This window comes from Pseudomonas fluorescens, from assembly GCF_030344995.1.
GTDB classification, from domain to species: Bacteria; Pseudomonadota; Gammaproteobacteria; order Pseudomonadales; family Pseudomonadaceae; genus Aquipseudomonas; species Aquipseudomonas fluorescens_BF.
In genome coordinates, this window is record NZ_CP128260.1 from 362,669 (window position 1) to 379,620 (window position 16,952).

At 60.9% G+C, this 16,952-nt stretch carries 12 protein-coding genes; 3 read left to right on the top strand and 9 right to left on the bottom strand.

Features of this window, described 5'->3' with window-relative positions:
* Window positions 1-59: 59 nt before the first annotated feature.
* From QR290_RS01680 to QR290_RS01690, 3 genes are all read right to left on the bottom strand, one after another.
* Window positions 60-2,561, bottom strand: a complete 2,502-nt coding sequence (locus QR290_RS01680) for a TonB-dependent siderophore receptor (RefSeq protein ID WP_289204184.1) — start codon at window positions 2,559-2,561, stop codon at window positions 60-62.
* Between the two features lie 87 nt (window positions 2,562-2,648).
* Window positions 2,649-3,650, bottom strand: coding sequence for a FecR domain-containing protein (locus QR290_RS01685; protein WP_289204185.1), 1,002 nt, complete (start codon window positions 3,648-3,650; stop codon window positions 2,649-2,651).
* Entirely contained in the window at window positions 3,650-4,150 is a 501-nt protein-coding gene (locus QR290_RS01690; protein WP_115076079.1) for a sigma-70 family RNA polymerase sigma factor, read from the bottom strand. Before QR290_RS01690 ends, QR290_RS01685 begins: the two co-directional genes overlap by 1 nt.
* Window positions 4,151-4,461: 311 nt before the next feature.
* Between QR290_RS01690 and QR290_RS01695 the strand changes: the two genes are divergently transcribed.
* Complete coding sequence (locus tag QR290_RS01695; RefSeq protein ID WP_289204186.1) at window positions 4,462-6,342, top strand: methyl-accepting chemotaxis protein; 1,881 nt, start codon at window positions 4,462-4,464, stop codon at window positions 6,340-6,342.
* Between the two features lie 59 nt (window positions 6,343-6,401).
* On the opposite strand, the gene QR290_RS01700 is transcribed toward QR290_RS01695, so the two are convergent.
* The 5 genes from QR290_RS01700 to QR290_RS01720 form a co-directional block, all read right to left on the bottom strand.
* Complete coding sequence (locus QR290_RS01700; protein WP_085748542.1) at window positions 6,402-6,869, bottom strand: SRPBCC family protein; 468 nt, start codon at window positions 6,867-6,869, stop codon at window positions 6,402-6,404.
* A gap of 23 nt (window positions 6,870-6,892) precedes the next feature.
* Window positions 6,893-10,282 (bottom strand): non-ribosomal peptide synthetase, encoded by a 3,390-nt coding sequence (locus QR290_RS01705; protein ID WP_289204187.1) that lies wholly within the window; start codon window positions 10,280-10,282, stop codon window positions 6,893-6,895.
* 13 nt (window positions 10,283-10,295) lie between these two features.
* On the bottom strand, window positions 10,296-11,225 hold the full coding sequence (locus QR290_RS01710; RefSeq protein WP_085608526.1) for a diiron oxygenase: 930 nt from the start codon (window positions 11,223-11,225) through the stop codon (window positions 10,296-10,298).
* Window positions 11,222-11,995 (bottom strand): DUF3050 domain-containing protein, encoded by a 774-nt coding sequence (locus QR290_RS01715; protein WP_289204188.1) that lies wholly within the window; start codon window positions 11,993-11,995, stop codon window positions 11,222-11,224. Before QR290_RS01715 ends, QR290_RS01710 begins: the two co-directional genes overlap by 4 nt.
* 753 nt (window positions 11,996-12,748) lie before the next feature.
* The gene (locus QR290_RS01720; protein WP_115076084.1) at window positions 12,749-13,459 is read right to left on the bottom strand and encodes a GntR family transcriptional regulator; all 711 of its coding nucleotides are present in this window, start codon (window positions 13,457-13,459) and stop codon (window positions 12,749-12,751) included.
* Between the two features lie 193 nt (window positions 13,460-13,652).
* Here QR290_RS01720 and lapG point away from each other — a divergent pair, with 193 nt between their 5' ends.
* Window positions 13,653-14,345: a cysteine protease LapG gene (lapG, locus tag QR290_RS01725; protein ID WP_007960234.1), complete on the top strand. Its 693-nt coding sequence runs from the start codon at window positions 13,653-13,655 to the stop codon at window positions 14,343-14,345.
* Window positions 14,346-14,359: 14 nt separating this feature from the next.
* A complete protein-coding gene (gene lapD, locus QR290_RS01730; RefSeq protein WP_289204189.1) occupies window positions 14,360-16,306 on the top strand; it encodes a cyclic di-GMP receptor LapD in 1,947 nt (648 codons plus the stop codon).
* A gap of 221 nt (window positions 16,307-16,527) precedes the next feature.
* Here the strand turns inward: lapD and QR290_RS01735 are convergent, their stop codons facing one another.
* Window positions 16,528-16,866 carry a hypothetical protein gene (locus tag QR290_RS01735; RefSeq protein WP_039773037.1) on the bottom strand — a complete coding sequence of 113 codons (339 nt, stop codon included), beginning with the start codon at window positions 16,864-16,866 and terminating at the stop codon, window positions 16,528-16,530.
* Window positions 16,867-16,952: the final 86 nt, after the last annotated feature.

Here is a 16,952-nt window from a genome sequence, read left to right on the forward strand (position 1 = left end):
ATACGACAAAGCCAGCCCCTGAAATCAGGGGCTGGCTTTTTTATGCACAAGACAAAGGCTTAGAACTGGTAACTGACCGTGGCGGCGACGTTGCGCTCTTCGCCCATGTAGCAGAAGTCCAGACTGGCGCAGGAGGCTACGTAGGATTCGTTGGTCAGATTGTTCGCATTCAGGCGTACGTCGACACCTTTCAAACCGACCTTGCCGAGGTCATAACCGATCGATGCGTCGAACAATGTGTAGGACGGCACCTTCATGGTGTTCTCTGCATCCGCCCAGCTATAGCCGACATAACGCACACCACCGCCCAGTCGCAGCCCGTCTAGTGCTGCGCTGTCGAACTTGTAGTCCGCCCAAAGCGATGCCATGTGCCGCGGCGCCTGGGTTGGCGAGTTGCCCTTGTTCTCGATCACATTGGTCGGTGTGCTCAAGGTGCTGGTCATCGACTTCGAGTACTCAATGTCAGTGAAGGTGTAACTGCCGAGGACTTTCAGGTTATCGGTCAACTGCATGTGCGCTTCCAGTTCCAGACCCTGAGAGCGGACAGCGCCTACAGCGCGATAGAAGTTTTCCTGCGGCAGTTTGGTCGCCAGGTTTTCCTGATCGATGCGGAACAGCGAGGCGGTGAACAGATTGTCGGTGCCCGGCGGCTGATACTTCAGGCCCATTTCCCACTGGGTTCCATCGGTCGGCGCGAGAGGATTGCCGGCGCTGTCCGCGTAGGAATTCGGGTTGAACGACTCGGAATAGCTGACGTACGGCGCGAGGCCGTTATCGAACAGATACAGCGCGCCGGCACGGCCGGTGAGCTTGGTGCGTCGATCATTGATCTTTGTGCCGACTGGACGGCCCGCTTCGGCGATGCGGTTTTCGTCGGAGGTTTCCACCCAGTCCTGGCGCAGTCCGAGCGAGAAGCGCCACTTGTCCATTTCGATCAAGTCTTGCAGGTAAACGCCGGTCTGCTCCAGGCGCCGCAGATAGCTGGTTTCGCCGTACGGCGTAATAGCGGAATTGCCATAAACCGGGTTGAACGCGTTGATCGGCGCCAGGCCGCCACTGGTCCAGTCGACCACGGTTTTGCGTCGCTGGTAATCCGCCCCCATCAGCACCGTGTGCTTGGTCGCGCCCGTGAAAAATTCCGCTTGGAGCATGTTGTCGACGATGAACGCGTGCAGGCGCTCGTCACCGCCGGTGTAGTAGCGATTCAGTTCGTTGCTGGTCGGCGACGTCCAGCCATACGCGTACACCTGATCCATGTTCACTTTGGAGTCGAGGTAGCGGAAGTTCTGCCGCGCGGTGAAGACGTCGTTGAAGCGGTGCTCGAACTGGTAACCGAACGACTGCTGATCACGGGAGTAGCCATCGATGCCCGGCTCGCCTTCGAAGAAGTGCGGCGAGATGCGGTTGCCGTTGCGCTGATGAATCGTGCCGTCGGCCGGCACGCCACCGTGGTAGCCGCCATCCGGGTCATGCTGCAGATATGCTTGCAGCGTCAGCGAGGTGTCTTCGCTGAAATCGATGCTGACGGTCGGCGCGAGGGCGAAGCGCTTTTCCTTGTTGTGGTCAAATTGCGTGTCGGACTGATCCGTCAAACCGATCAGACGATAGGCGATGCGCTTGTCGTCATCGACCGGTCCGCTGAAGTCAAAACCGACACCGCGCTGGCCCTGGGTGCCGACGGTGGCTTGAACCTGGTGATAAGCCTCGTACAGCGGTTTCTTGCTGGTCAGCGCCACCAGACCGCCCGGCGAGCTTCGGCCGTAGAGCACTGACGACGGGCCTTTCAGAATATCGACACGCTCAAGGAAATACGGATCGACCTGCATGGTGCTGTAGGTGCCGCTGTCGCCCATCGACTTGAGGCCGTCGAGGTAAATGTTATCCACCGAACCATCGTTGAAACCGCGCATCGCCACGTAGTCGTAACGGTGCGTGGCGCCGTAAGGATTGGTCAGCACGCCGGGAGTGTAACGCATGGCCTGGGACACGGTTTGCGAGCCCTGGTCATCCATTTGCTCGCGGGTGACCACGGACACGCTTTGCGAAGTTTCCAGCAACGCGGTACTGGTCTTGGTGGCGATCTGACTGTGCGTCGCGTTGTAGCCGTCCATGCTGCCCAACGCGTTACCGAGGGCGAAGCCTTTGATGTCGGTGGTCGGCAGGGCCAGCGCTTCGGTTTCTGCAACGGAGCGCAATACATAGCTGCTGCCGTCCTGGCTGACCGCCTCCAGACCCGAACCACCGAGTAGATGACTCAGCGCTTGATCGGTCGAGTACTCGCCCTGTACACCCGGTGACTGCCGGCCCTGGGTTTGCTCTGGCGTCATCGACAAGGTGATGCCGGCTTGGCGTGCGAACTGGTTCAGCGCCTCGCCCAATGGCCCGGCGGCGATGTTGTAGCGGTGGCTTCCGACCTCGCTGGCATGGGCCGCCATGCTCAGGCTCGGCAACACGCCAACGCCCAGTACGGTAGAAAACAGCGCCGCTCGAACGGCGTGACGCAACAGGCCGGATTCGGCAGAGAAATTCAGAGGGTTCTTACAGGTAACGCGCGCAGTCATTGTAGGTTTCCGTAGGCAGTCGCGAAGGCTGAGTTGAAGTGCTTACTGACTAAGCCGGACTTGCCACGAAAACCCGCCAAAATAATTTCAGGCCACAGACTCCAGCGTCACCCACCAACGGGTGCGGTAGCGCAATTGCACCGGCAGGGTCTGCGGCAGGACCGCCAGCAGCTTGTCGGTGTCCGCAAGACGGAACACGCCGGACAGACGTAGATCCGCAATGTCCGACGCACAGCTCAGAAACCCCTGACGATACCGGCCGACTTCGCTGAGGAAGTCACCGAGCCGCATGTTGCGAGTCACGATCAGCCCGTCGACCCAGGCACCGGCGTCCATGTCCAATGGCGGCGCCGGGCGAATTTGATGGTGATCGATCAGATAGCTCTGACCGGCGATGGCCTCTGTCGAGTTGCCCGCGGAGTGAATCGCGACCCGGCCACTGGTGACGCTCAGGCGCGTGCAACCCTCTTCCTCGCGCAGAATGAATCGCGCCTTGAACGGCTCGTAAGTGCCATGATGGCTCTGCACCCGCAGCGGTCGGTCAAACGGCGCACCTTCATCGGCACCGCCGCAGGTGACGATGATTTCGCCGCGGGTCAGTTTGATCAGCCGGTGTTGCGCGGTGTAATCGAGATCCACGCTGCTGGCGGTGTTGAGTTCGATCCGTGTGCCGTCCGGCAACTGGAAACCACGGCGCTCGCCAGTGGCGGTGGCGTAGTCGGCGCTCCACTGTTGCCAGACGGAAGTGTCGTTGGCCAGCCATCCCGCCGAGCCCATCAGCAACGCGCCGGACAACAGCTTCAATGCCTGACGTCGACCCAGACCCTGCGCACTGTTTTCCAGCGTGTTGAACGCCACCTGGGCACCGGGCACGGCGCGCAGATTGTGGGTCAGTTCGGCTTGCAGAGACTGCACCCGTTGCCAGGCCAGTTCGTGATCATGGTGTTCGGCGCGCCATTGTTCGCACTGGCGATTCAGGCGTGGGTTGCCATGGTTGTTGCGCAGACGCAGGAGCCAGTGAATGGCTTGTCGCACAACCTGCTGCGGTGGCTCGGCGCGTCGGTCAAACGAGAGGTTATCCACCGGCATCAGCTTTCGTACCGCAACACATAGCAGTGAAACAGGGCATCGGCGACGTAGCGTTCTACCGAGCGCAGGGACAGGCCCATCTGCTCGGCGATCTGCTTGTGGGTCAAACCTTCGCACTGCGCGAGCAGAAATGCCTGACGCACTTTTGGCTTCAAGCCTTCAAGCATGCGGGCAATGCCTTCGAGTAGTTCGATCACCAAGGCGCGGGATTCGGCACTCGGTGTTTCGGCTTCAGGCAAATGGGCGATGGTTTCCAGGTAGGCGCGTTCAATTTCTTCACGGCGCCAATGATCGATCACCAGGCCCCGGGCAACCGTGCGCAAGAATGCGCGGGGTGCCTTGAGTTCGAGGCGTTCTGTGCGTTGCAGCAGGCGAACGAAGGTGTCCTGCGCCAGATCCGCCGCATCGGCGGCATTGCCCAGCCGCGCGCGCAACCAGCCGTTGAGCCAGCCGTGATGACTACTGTAAAGCGCCTGTACTGCAAACTCAGGTGAGGACATGAACGCGACAGCCCGAACGTCACAAATGATAATTAGTCGCATTGTCATCAAGGGTTACAGAATTTGCAACCGGCGCTGCAAAACAGTCATCAAAAAATGACAGGCGAACGCTCTGGCACGCCGTTCGGCGGGAATCTGGCAGAAATGCCGTCCATTTCCTACAAAGCCCTAAGTTTTCTCCGAAGCGTGCCGACAGACTGGTGAGACATGCGTGCACCAAAGTAGAGCAGCCATCAGAACGCTGCCTGCGCTGTACATGGAATGTTGCATCCGGAACGCATCCCCACTTTTGGCATAAGAAGTCCCATGAAATGAATCTCAAGTTCAGCCATAAAATCCTGTTGGCCGCCTCGGGCGTCGTGGTCCTGGCGTTCGCGCTGTTTACTTTGTACAACGACTATCTGCAGCGAAACACCATTCGCCAGAACCTCCAGTCCTCCGTCCAGCAGGCCGGCGACCTGACCGCCAGCAGTGTGCAGAACTGGATGAGCGGGCGGATTCTGGTACTGGAAAACCTCGCGCAGAACGTCGCCCATCAAGGCAAGAACGCCGACTTCCCGGGGCTGGTCGATCAACCGGCCTTCACCTCGAACTTCCAGTTCACCTACGTCGGCCAGGCCAACGGCGTGTTCACCCAGCGCCCTGACGCAAAGATGCCGGACGGCTACGACCCGCGTCAGCGCCCGTGGTACAAGCAGGCCGTGGCCGCTGACCAGACCATGCTGACCCCGCCATACATGGCCGCCGTTGGCGGTCTGGTGGTGACCATCGCCATGCCGGTGAAAAAGAACGGCGAGCTGCTCGGCGTCGTGGGCGGTGACCTGAGTCTGGAAACTCTGGTGAAGATCATCAACTCGGTAGACTTCGGTGGCCTGGGCCACGCATTCCTGGTCAGCGGTGACGGTCAGGTGATCGTCAGCCCAGATAAAGACCAGGTGATGAAGAACCTCAAGGACATCTACCCGAACGCCGGTGTGCGTATCGAGAAGGGCAATCAGAACGTGGTGCTCAACGGTCAGGAGCGCATCCTGTCGTTCACCCCGGTCACCGGTCTGCCGAATGCCGAGTGGTACATCGGTCTGTCGATCGACCGCGACAAGGCCTACGCCGCACTCAGCCAGTTCCGTACCTCGGCAGTGATTGCGATGTTCGTCGCAGTGGGCGCGATTGCAGTCTTCCTGAGTCTGCTGATCACCGTGCTGATGCGTCCGCTGATTACCATGGGCCGCGCGATGCAGGACATCGCCCAGGGCGAGGGTGACCTGACCCGCCGTCTGGTGGTGGAAAGCAAGGACGAGTTCGGTGAGCTGGGCAGTTCGTTCAATCAGTTCGTGGAGCGGATTCACGCTTCGATCTCCGAAGTGTCTTCCGCTACCCGTCACGTACACGACCTGTCGCAACGGGTAATGGCATCGTCCAACGCTTCGATCATCGGTTCCGACGAGCAAAGTGCGCGCACCAACAGCGTCGCTGCTGCGATCAATCAGCTGGGTGCAGCCACCCAGGAAATCGCTCGTAACGCGGCCGATGCTTCGCAACACGCCAGCGGTGCAAGCGAACAGGCCGATGACGGTCGTCAGGTGGTCGAGCAGACGATTCAGGCGATGACCGAGCTGTCGCAGAAGATCAGCCTGTCGTGCACCCAGATCGAAACCCTGAACGCGAGCACCGACAACATCGGCCACATTCTCGATGTGATCAAAGGCATCTCGCAGCAGACCAACTTGCTGGCGCTCAATGCGGCCATCGAAGCGGCCCGTGCCGGTGAAGCCGGACGCGGTTTTGCGGTGGTGGCGGACGAGGTGCGTAACCTCGCTCACCGTACCCAGGAGTCGGCGGAAGAAATCCACAAGATGATCACCTCGCTGCAGGTCGGTTCCCGTGAAGCGGTGACCACCATGAACGCCAGTCAGGCGTCGAGCGAAGAGAGCGTCGAAGTGGCGAACCAGGCCGGTCTGCGTCTGGTCAACGTGACCCAGCGTATCGGCGAAATCGACGGCATGAACCAGTCGGTGGCAGCGGCGACCGAGGAACAGACCGCCGTGGTGGAAACCCTCAACGTCGACGTCAACCAGATCAACCTGCTGAACCAGCAGAGCGTGGCCAACCTCAATGAAACGTTGAAGGATTGCGATGCGTTGTCGCAGCAGGCCAATCGTTTGAAACAACTGGTCGACAGCTTCAAGATCTGATCGCTAGCGGTCAAAAAACAGCCCGCTACGGAGTGATCCGCAGCGGGCTTTTTCATGCCCTACACAAACAGCTTCAGCACATTGCCCATCGCGTCATCGGCAAACCCCTGCACGAAATCCTTGAACCCCGGCAGCGCCTCGGGACCGCCGCTTGCCGGCTCGGCAATGATCGTCCAGGTCGCCCGCGACTTGCCCGCGCCCAGCGATTCCACATTCATCGCCGCCCACAGATTGGCCACGCCCAGCGTGTTGTAGATCGTGGTCCAGGTCATGCTCAGCGCCTGGTCGTCCCGGGAGTTGAGTTGCTCGACCACCACGTTGCCATCCTTGAAGAACTTCTTGCGCAGCGACGACACGCCTTCGCCGGTCATTTCGATGTGCGACAGGGCCGGAATGAACCGATCAAAGCCGTCGAATTTGCCCACTACTGCCCACACTTGCTTGGCGTCCACCGGCACTTCCACCGAAGACACGACGTGGCAGCCGTGAGGGTTCTTGATCAGGGTGTCGGGTTGAAGATTGCTCATGGTGTTGCTCCTTGGTGGTTGATTCAGATGAAGTTGATTTCTTTCAGGTAGTCGCAGCCGCGACGCAGCAGCGCCGGGGATTTTTCCGGGTAGTGCGCGCCCATCTGCTGCACGCCGGCCTGGGCGTTGGCGTGGCCGATCAGGGAGATGTCGCCGATGTCTTCCTCGAAGCCGTTGAGGTAGAAACCGAGCACGCCGAACAGCGCGTTGTCGGCATCGACCCGGCCCAGTTGCTGTTGCCAGTCGGCGACGCTGACCAGCGAAAACTCGCTGCCGGTTTCGCGGAACGACGCAACGTAGGCATCCCAGCTCAGGGGCTCCGGGTTGTGCAGGTTGAACACCGCCCGTTCGGGCGAATAGCGACTGGCATGGAAGGCGATGAAACGGGCGAGGAAATCCACCGGCATCAGGTCGAAATTCAGCGCGAAGGCCGGCACCTGACCGAGCTGGATCGAGCCCTTGAGCATCAACATCAAACGGTTCTTGTGCGGCTGGCAGACGCCGCTGAGGCTGTTGAAACTGATGTTGCCGGGCCGATAAAGATTGACCCGCACCCCACGCTCCCGCGCCCGTTCGAGGATGCGCTCGCCGACCCATTTCGACAGGTTGTAGCCGTTGCGGATGTAGATCGGCGGCGTCAATGCGGCGGGCAATTCCAGCACCCGGCCTCCGTCGTCGACGGTGCTGGACGCCGACAGCGTCGAGACGAAATTGAACACCTTCTTGCTGCGCCCTTCGCACAGCCTGAGCAGTTCGAAAATCGGCTCGACGTTGTCCGCCGCCAACGACTCGTAATCGAGCACGTGATTGACGTTGGCCGCGTTGTGCACCAGCGCGCCGAAGTCGCGATCCAGTCGCTCGAAATCCTCATCGGCCAGGCCCAGTTGCGGCCGTGCGATGTCCGCCGAATAGACCCGCACCCGACTCAGGTCCAGATGCTCCAGCCGGTTCTCTCGCAACGACTGGGAAAAGCGTTGCTCCGCCGTTTGCCCGCCGCCGTCACGCACCAGACATGCCACCTCGCTGGCGCCCCACCCCAGCAGCGCCTCGACGATGTGCACGCCGACAAAACTGTTGGCGCCGGTCACGATCACCTTGTGCACATCGCCCATGCGGCTGATCGGCAGCGGCTCGATTTCCAGCGCTCGCTCGGCGTCGGCCATCGCCTGGGCGCTGAGCACCGCGCTGTCATCGGTGCCGCGCACCAGCGTGGCGAGCTTGGTGATGGTCGGCAGTTCGATGAAGCGGTTGATCGAGATGCTGCGACCGAACTCCTCCCGCAGACGCAGGAGCATGCGCGACAGCAGAATCGAGTGACCGCCGAGATTGAAGAAGCTTTCGTCGGTGGAAATGTCGCTGGTCGGCAGCTCCAGCAACTCGCCCCAGATCTCCAGCAGCAGCGCTTCGTCGGCGTTGGCCGGCAGGCATTTCGGGCCGCTGTCCTGCACGCTGACCGGCAGTTCCAGCAAGGCCTTGCGGTCGACTTTGCCATTGGCGGCGAACGGCATGTTCGGCAGTTCCGTCCATGCCACCGGTTGCATGTAGTCGGGTAGAAACTGCTGTGCGTGAGCTTTCAAAGACTCCCGCGCGGCATCGGATTGCGGTTGGGCGAGGAACGCCAGAATCCGTCGCTGACTGTCGATCACCACGGCGATCTGCCGATACAGCTGGCTCTCGCGCAGGCACCGCTCGATCTCTTCCGGCTCGACCCGGAAGCCGCGGATCTTCACCTGATTGTCGCGACGCCCGCACAGCTCGATGCCATCCTCGCCCCACTTGGCCATGTCGCCGCTGCGGTAGGCGCGCAGACGCTGTCCGTCCGGCAACGCCAGGTCCAGATAGCGCTCGGCGGTCCGCTGCGGATTGTTCAGGTACCCCAGGCAAACGCCGGGGCCGACGATGAACAGTTCGCCCACGGTCTGCTCCGGCACCGGATGCAGATCGTCATCGAGGATCAGCACCTGACTGTTGGCAATCGGCCCGCCGAGGGTGCGATTGCTGTCGCCTGGTTGCAGCTGCCGCGCGGTGATCAGCACCGTGGCTTCGGTCGGGCCGTAGAGGTTGTGCAGCTTGCCCTGGCGCGTCAGCTGCTCGATCACGAACGGCTCGCAGACGTCGCCGCCGGTCATGATCTGCCCGACGCTTTGCAGTTGCTCCAACGGCAGGATGCTCAACAGCGCCGGCGGCAGGAACGCGTGGCTCAGTTGCCGACGGCGGATCAGCGCCACCAGTTGCAGTGGATCGCGGCGCTGGTTGTCGTCGGGCACCACCAGTTCCGCGCCTTCGAGCAAGGTCGGGAAAATGTCGATCAGCGACGAGTCGAAACTCAGCGACGAGAACTGCAATACCCGACTCTCGGCCCGCAACTGCACGTAATCGGCGTACCACGCGGTGAAGTGCGCGAGGTTCGCCTGACTCAGCAGCACACCTTTCGGATGCCCGGTGGTGCCCGAGGTATAGAGCGCCATACACGGCGCATCGAGCTCGGGTTGACGACGCATAAGCGGTTGCGACAGATCGACGTCAGTGCGGTCGATGCGGCAGACATCCAGCCCCGGCATCGAACCGCTCAGCGGATGTTCGCCGTCGTGCAGCAACAGCACTGCCCCGGCGTTTTCCAGAATGTACTGTTGGCGCTGAAGCGGATGGCTCGGTTCCAGCGGCAGATACACTGCGCCGCTGCCGAGAATCGCCAGAATCGAGGCGAACAGCGCATCGCATTTCGGCAGGCAAATCCCTACCACCCAGGGTTGTGGTTGTGTCTCCAGCATTGCCAGCAACCGTTGCTGGATTGCACGGCTGTGATCATGCAACTGGCGATAGCTGATTGACTGCTCGGCAAGGTGCAGCGCCGGGCGTTCAGCGTGCTCGATCAGGCTCCGCTGCAGCCGCTCGATCACCGGGATCTGCGCCTGTTGCAGCAATGCCGGATGGGCCGTGGCATTGAGGCGATGGACGTAAGCCAGGCTGTCGAGAAACAGCAGGTTTTCCACCTGCTCGAAGTCCGGTGCACGGGCCTTCGTCGCATGCTGGAAATACTCGGCATCGCGAGAAAAACGACTGACCAGCAGCGCCACCTCGTCCACCACCTGCGCCAGCGTTCGCTGGCGCAGGGCCTGACCATTGCCGGACGGTTCGTCGGCGATGGGCACGCGGCTCAGCAGCGTCGAGTTGCACAGGCACAGCAGATCAAGCACCGGCAAACCGCCGGCGCCCATTGCACCGATGCCCAGACGCAAGGTCAGGTGCGGTGTCACGCCGTGATCCTGCGGCGCAAGACTACCGTCGTCGATCACCAGATCCATCGACGGAGCAGTCTCTGTCAGCAATGAATGACCGTGTTGTTCGAGCTCCTGCGCCAGGTCGGTCAAGGCCTGGCTGCGGCCCCTCAGCAAAATGTCGAGACGTCTCATGTCAGCCTCCTTGTCAAACCAGGTAGTCGCGCAGGGCGTGCTGCACGCACGGTGTGTCGAGCAGCGAGCTGTTGTGGAAAAACCGCACGATGTTGCCCACCAGCGGGTGGTGGCGATTGATCGGAAAGGCCAGCCCGGCCATCTCGTCTTTCAGGGCGCGTCGGGTAGCCTCGTTGACCGGCAGGGCATCGATCAGGCGCAGGTCGAAGGACTTCTGGATGTCGTTGGTCAGGTAATGGCCGATGAACACCGGCAGGATCTGCGCGATGCATTCGCGATCCGCATCGCTTGCGGTGTGCCAGTAGATGCGCACCATCCGCGCCCAGAAACTCGAGTGCCGGCCCTCGTCGAGCAGGTGGTCGGCCATCAGGCCCTTGATCGACGGCTTGACTGTGTCGTCCCTTGCGAACGCTGCGACATCGCCGGTCACGGTGTTTTCAGCGATGGCGACGCAGATCAGTTCCACGGCGCTGCGCAAGTGTTGCGGGGCCAGTTCGACGGCGGCCGGAATCGCCCGGCTCAGTTCGATTTCATTAGGCAGCTCGATGGGCTCGATGCCGGTCATGGCCACGGTCTGTTGCATGAAATCCATCGCCACCAGCGCGTGGTAATCCTCGTCCACCACCACGGTCATGGCGTCGTAGCGGCAGGCGAACGGGAAGGCCACGGCGAAGCGGTTCTTGGCGATGCTGCGGGCGGTCTTGTCGACGATCTCGGTTTCGAAAATCACCACGTCGTTGATGAATTTGTACAGCGTCTGCACTAGGGCGAAATCACGCTGTTCGGGGCACTCGCGCAGGAAAGTTTCGCTGAGCACCAACGGCTGGCGGCTGAGCGGATAGATCAGCCGTGCGTCGTCCTCCAGCACGCGGCGTGGCCGGGTGCGAATGGTCGCGCGGCTTTCCCAGGCATCGGCGAAAGACTGGTAGTCGGCGGCATTCATTGGGCCACCTCCGCCAGCGGTTCGCGCATGCTCAGGCGCAGGCCGTCCCACAGGGCAATGCGGCTTTCCACGGCGGCGATGGCGCTGGCGTAGATCTCGGCTTCGCGCTGCGGATCGCCGTCCACCAGTCGATCCAGCAGTTGTTCCGCCGCCGGGCCGTGGTCTTCGGAGTCGACTTCAATGTGCCGCTCCAGGTAGTAACGGAAGGTCGGCGCCTGTTCGACGCCGATGCCCCAGGCATCGAGCATGCGCTGGAACATGGTCGGGATCACGCTCTCGCGACCATGCAGGAAGGCGGCGGCAACGCTGTGGCCGGGTGCATGCAGCGCGGTGTGCAAGGTGTCACGGACGAACCGCGCCGCTGCCGGATCAACCTCGACGCTTTGCAGGGCGACGTCGTAACTTACGCCCTCCTGTTGCAGCGTCACGAAGCGCTCCACCGCTGTCGTGTCCGCGCCGACTTCGCGCATCGCATCCAGGTACAGTTCGAAGTGACTGTAATGCCCGTGTGACAGCCGATCGTCAGATTCTTCCCCGAGGACGATTTCGTTAATCAGTCTTGCTGCGTGCGGATCGCGTGGCGGCAACCACGGCAGGCGAGTGCAAGTCAGTTCCTGCTGCAGTCGCTTGGTCAGCGACATGAAGTCCCAGACGGCAAATACATGGGACTCCATGAACCGGCGCAATGTCGCCAAAGAATCGATTTCTGAGAAGATCGGATGAACGCTGAGTTCGGCTTTCTTTAGTGTAAGTTGCTCTTTAGTTGGCATGGTTGCGAGACTCTGGCTAATAGGGAAGTAGGGATTGGTCAAACAGTTGCTAATAACGTTGAACAAGTTTCTCCAGGCGAACGACAGCCTCATTCGGTTTCGATGAAAGCAGGCAATGTCTGAAGGGCCCGAGACAGCAGCGGACGGTCAAGCCGTCGCAATCGAGGCCGTACTGCAGGGGTGTGCCGGGTTTGTCATTTCGGATCCAAACTCGGCGAAGAAAAACTAATACATCGCAAAACAACTTAACAAGTTTATTTTTAATTATTTTTAGTTGGCTGTTTTTGAAATATGAGTGGGCCTGATAAAACTTATAAGTTAAGTTTTATTTGGGCGTAGTTGCTCCTTTCGGCGTTTAATGGCCAAAATTGAACGACAAGAGTGAATGCCTCACTCGAAGCAACTTTCCAATTGAGTATTTGAATGAATATGAGGGGATGAAGTCGGGCTGTAACGGCGCCGTTCTTCCTGATCCCGTGACAAGGCTCCTTCCGTAGGTTCCTGGTGCGGGGACTGCTGCCGGGGCGGCGCGTCCCCGTTCTATATTGGGTTGGCGATTCAAGGGTGCGCGTAAATCGGCGCCGCGGCTATCGTCGGAAATGACTTCCTTTGCGGTGCAAATTCCGGGCTGTTCAAAGCAGGGGGGAGGTTAGAGCGCAGGCGCCGAAGTGCCACGGCAATTGAGCGTGACCGGCGTGAGGATTTGTAAGCGGGTTATACGCCGGGTGAGCGAGGGCTCACCCGGGGGGATTTTCAGCGTGCCGCCTGGCGACCTTTGGAGGCGGTGCTTGCCAAGTATCGAGTGATCACCTCGACACCGCGATTGAGGTGCTGCTCCAGCAGTGTCACGGCGTGCGGGGTGTCCCGCTCTTTCACGGCCTGCAACAGCGCACGGTGGTCGTCCTGGGAGAGTTTGCCCAGACCCATGGCCTCGAGGTTGAAGCGCAGGAAGCGTTCTTCTTCATTCAAGCCGTCTTCCACCAGCCGCAACAGCCGGCCATTGGGCGCCTTGCTGTAGAGCGCCATGTGAAACAGACGGTTGAGCCGGCCGATTTCTGTGTAGTCGTGTTCGTTTTCCAATTCTTCGATGTAGCCGGCCGCGCGTTCGTGATCGGCCGGGGCCAGCAGCGGGATCGACTGGCGCAGCGCTTCGGACTCCAGCAGGATGCGCAGCTCATAGGTTTGCGTTGCATCGCCCTGGATCAGCGGCGCCACCACCGCACCTTTGTGGGCAATTACGCTGAGCAGGCCCTGGGCCTCGAGTTGACGCAAGGCTTCGCGCACCGGCATGCGGCTGACACCGAACAGGTCGGCCAGATCCTGCTGGCGTACAGCGGTGCCACAGGGCAGGCGCCCGTCGAGAATCGCCGCGCGCAGGGTTTCTTCGATGACCGAGCGCGCCAGATGGGCGGGAATCGGGCCGTCGACTTTGATGCTGTGGAGTGGCTTGGGCTTCTGGGTCACAACTGCACACCCTATGACTGCGGATTTGGATCCAAAGGACACTAGTGATTGCTCTACAGGTTGTCAAACCGTGTAGAAGAACCCTGTCACATCTGAAGTTTAGCGCGCCAGCGATGATCTCAGGGTGCCATTGTTTTTTGCTGGGCTAACCTTCACCATCAAGCGCTTTCCTCTCTGCCCTGGATGCCTTGCATTGGCGGTACGTTTCGCAATCCCACGGATTGCGCGCTGGCTTGCCTGCGCGCTGCTGCTGGCCGGCATCATGCTGGGCGGCCTGCATGCCGATTGGGATTTTTCCGCGATCAGCCGCAAGGCTACGGCGCTGTACGGGCCGTTGGGCGCCGGGCAACAGCGGATCGATGCCTGGCAGAATCTGCTGGCCACGCAGAAGCAGGTCAGCGAGATGGAAAAGCTCAAAGTGGTGAACCTGTTTTTCAACAAACAGATGCGCTATGTCGAAGACATCGATCTCTGGCACGAGGTCGATTATTGGGAAACCCCCATCGAAGCCTTGTGGAAAGGCGCCGGCGACTGCGAAGACTACGCGATCGCCAAGTATTTCAGCCTGCGCCACCTCGGTGTGGCCAGTGACAAGTTGCGTATCACCTACGTCAAGGCGCTGCGCCAGAACCGCGCGCACATGGTCCTGACTTACTATTCCAGCCCTGACGCCATGCCGCTGGTGCTCGACAGCCTGATCGACCCGATCAAGCCGGCCGCCGAGCGAACCGATTTGCTGCCGGTCTACTCTTTCAATGCCGAGGGTTTGTACCTGCCGGGAGCGAAGGGCAACAAGAAGGTCGGTGACACCAAACGCCTGTCACGCTGGCAGGATGTGTTGAAGAAAATGCAGGCCGAAGGATTTCCGGTCGAGACGACTAACTAGGAGCACGCGCTCAGATGTCTTTGTTCAAACAGCTGTTGATCGCTATCTGTCTGTTCCTGGTGGTCGCCTTCACTGGCAGCTTCATGGTCAGTCTGGAGAGCTCGCGCACCCAGTACGTCAACCAGTTGCGCTCCCACGCTCAGGATGCGGCCACGGCGCTGGCGCTGTCGTTGACGCCGAACATCGATGACCCGGCGATGGTCGAGCTGCTGGTCAGTTCGATCTTCGACAGCGGTTATTACTCGAGCATCCGCGTGGTCGACCTGAAGACCGACCAGACCATCGTCGAGCGCAACGGCATTCCGGCGGTCACCAACGTGCCGGACTGGTTCGTCAAACTGATCGGCCTGGAACCGGCCGGTGGCGATGCGCTGGTCAGCCGTGGCTGGGAGCAGGCGGCGCGGGTCGAGGTGGTCAGCCACCCGATGTTCGCCCTGGCCAAACTGTGGCAGAGCGCACTGGGCAGTCTGGGCTGGTTGTTGGTCTGCGGCGCGGTGAGTGCGGTGCTGGGCGCGCTGTTGCTGCGTCGGCAACTGAAGCCGCTGGATTACATGGTCAAGCAGTCCCACGCCATCGCCCGTCGCGAGTTCCTCAGCCTGCCGGATCTGCCGCGCACACCTGAATTGCGCCGCGTAGTGCTGGCGATGAACCAGATGGTCGAGAAGCTCAAGGCGCTGTTCCAGGAGCAGGCCGAGCGCAGTGAAAAACTGCGCGCCGAGTCCTATCAGGACAACCTCACGGGGCTGGCCAACCGGCGTTATTTCGAGATGCAGCTGAATGCGCGGGTGAGCAACCCGGAGCAGGCCAGCTCCGGTTATCTGCTGCTGTTGCGAGTCAAGGATCTGGCCGGACTGAACCAGCGCCTTGGCGGTCAGCGCACCGATGAATTGTTGAAAGCGGTCGGCGAGCAGCTGTCCCGCGAGTGCGCCAAATACCCGGAAACCCAGAACCTCGTCACCCGGATTCGCGGCGGCGAATTCGCCGTGCTGGCGCCGGGGCTGACCCGCGAAGAAGCACTGCAACTGGCGCAGAGCCTCGACAGTGCGCTGAGCAGCCTGCACGCAACGGGCGCCACCGACGTGGCCGCCGTGGCCTCCATCGGCCTGGCACCGTTCGCTCACGGCGATTCGCCGCAAGCAGTCCTCAGCCTCGGCGATCAGGCGCTGGCCCAGGCCGAAGGGCAGGGCGAGCAGAACTGGGCGTGTCTCGATCAGAGCCTGGTGGCGGATGTTGGTGACGATCACCACGCCTGGCACCGCTTGCTCGATCAGGCGCTGAATCAGCGGCGCTTCGAGCTGTTCTTCCAGCCGGTGGTGGCGGCACAGGACACGCAACTGGTGCTGCATTGCAAAGTGCTGTCGCGCTTGCTCGACGAGCAGGGCCAGACCATTCCCGCAGGGCGCTTCCTGCCGTGGCTGGAGCGCTTCGGCTGGACCGCGCGGCTGGACCGGTTGATGCTCGAACGAGTGCTGGAGCAAATGGCCGGCCATGAAGAATCCCTGGCGCTGAATCTATCTTCTGCGACCCTTGCCGATCCGCAAGCGTTGAACAAAGTGTTCGAGATTCTGCGGGCGCATTCCAACCTCGGCGCACGCCTGACCCTGGAAATCGGCGAAGAACAATTGCCGGAGCAAGCAGTGCTGGAACAACTGACCCGCCGCCTGCGCGAGCTAGGTTTCTCCCTGAGCCTGCAGCGCTTCGGCGGACGCTTCAGCATGATCGGCAACCTGGCGCGGCTGGGGCTGGCGTACCTGAAGATCGATGGCAGCTACATCCGTGCGATCGATCAGGAAAGCGACAAGCGCCTGTTCATCGAAGCGATCCAGCGTGCGGCGCACAGTATCGATCTGCCGCTGATTGCCGAGCGGGTCGAGACGGAAGGGGAATTGTCGGTGATTCGCGAGATGGGGTTGTATGGGGTTCAGGGGCAGCTGTTCGGTGAGCCTGCGCCTTGGCGGTGAGTCATTGAGATCGTTGCCCTCACCCTAGCCCTCTCCCAGAGGGAGAGGGGACCGACCGTGGAATATTGGGGTAATACGCCGACGTGAAAGAGCTTCGCTGAATCCATAATCGACTCGGTTTTTCAGGTCGATGTATAGCGCCAGACACCTCGGTCGGCTCCCTCTCCCTCCGGGAGAGGGCTAGGGTGAGGGCTGGCTTTTGATCTGTACTCACAGGCAAATCAGATCAACCCACCCTCATCCTCATCAATCAACTGGCTCAACCCGCCCAGCGCTTCCCGTGCCTGGGTCCGGTCCATCAACTTGGCCTGGGCCGCCGGCGGCAGGTCGGTGACACGGATCACGCCCTTCTGGGTCAGCACCTGAATCAGGTCGTCGAGTACCCGGATCATTTCCAGGTCGCTCTGCTTGAGCTGTTTGAGGCTGTTCTCCACGGCTTCGTTGGCGTACCAGGCCTGGATTTCGTGGTGGTCGGCCGGCAGCGTTTCCGTGGCCTCGGCGTAGGCCGCAGCTTCCACGCGAATCAACTGACCCTGCGCATCGCGTTGCACGTAAAACATTGAGCATCCCTCGGAAATGGACCAGCGTCATGCTGTCAGCAGCATAGCCAACTGCACGCGAGTATGCGGTGCGCCGACGAAATCGT

Coding starts and splice junctions, on each gene's coding strand:
- QR290_RS01680 (WP_289204184.1), bottom strand. CDS start 2,561: ATGACTGCGCGCGTTACCTGTAAGAACCCTCTGAATTTCTCTGCCGAA.
- QR290_RS01685 (WP_289204185.1), bottom strand. CDS start 3,650: ATGCCGGTGGATAACCTCTCGTTTGACCGACGCGCCGAGCCACCGCAG.
- QR290_RS01690 (WP_115076079.1), bottom strand. CDS start 4,150: ATGTCCTCACCTGAGTTTGCAGTACAGGCGCTTTACAGTAGTCATCAC.
- QR290_RS01695 (WP_289204186.1), top strand. CDS start 4,462: ATGAATCTCAAGTTCAGCCATAAAATCCTGTTGGCCGCCTCGGGCGTC.
- QR290_RS01700 (WP_085748542.1), bottom strand. CDS start 6,869: ATGAGCAATCTTCAACCCGACACCCTGATCAAGAACCCTCACGGCTGC.
- QR290_RS01705 (WP_289204187.1), bottom strand. CDS start 10,282: ATGAGACGTCTCGACATTTTGCTGAGGGGCCGCAGCCAGGCCTTGACC.
- QR290_RS01710 (WP_085608526.1), bottom strand. CDS start 11,225: ATGAATGCCGCCGACTACCAGTCTTTCGCCGATGCCTGGGAAAGCCGC.
- QR290_RS01715 (WP_289204188.1), bottom strand. CDS start 11,995: ATGCCAACTAAAGAGCAACTTACACTAAAGAAAGCCGAACTCAGCGTT.
- lapD (WP_289204189.1), top strand. CDS start 14,360: ATGTCTTTGTTCAAACAGCTGTTGATCGCTATCTGTCTGTTCCTGGTG.
- QR290_RS01735 (WP_039773037.1), bottom strand. CDS start 16,866: ATGTTTTACGTGCAACGCGATGCGCAGGGTCAGTTGATTCGCGTGGAA.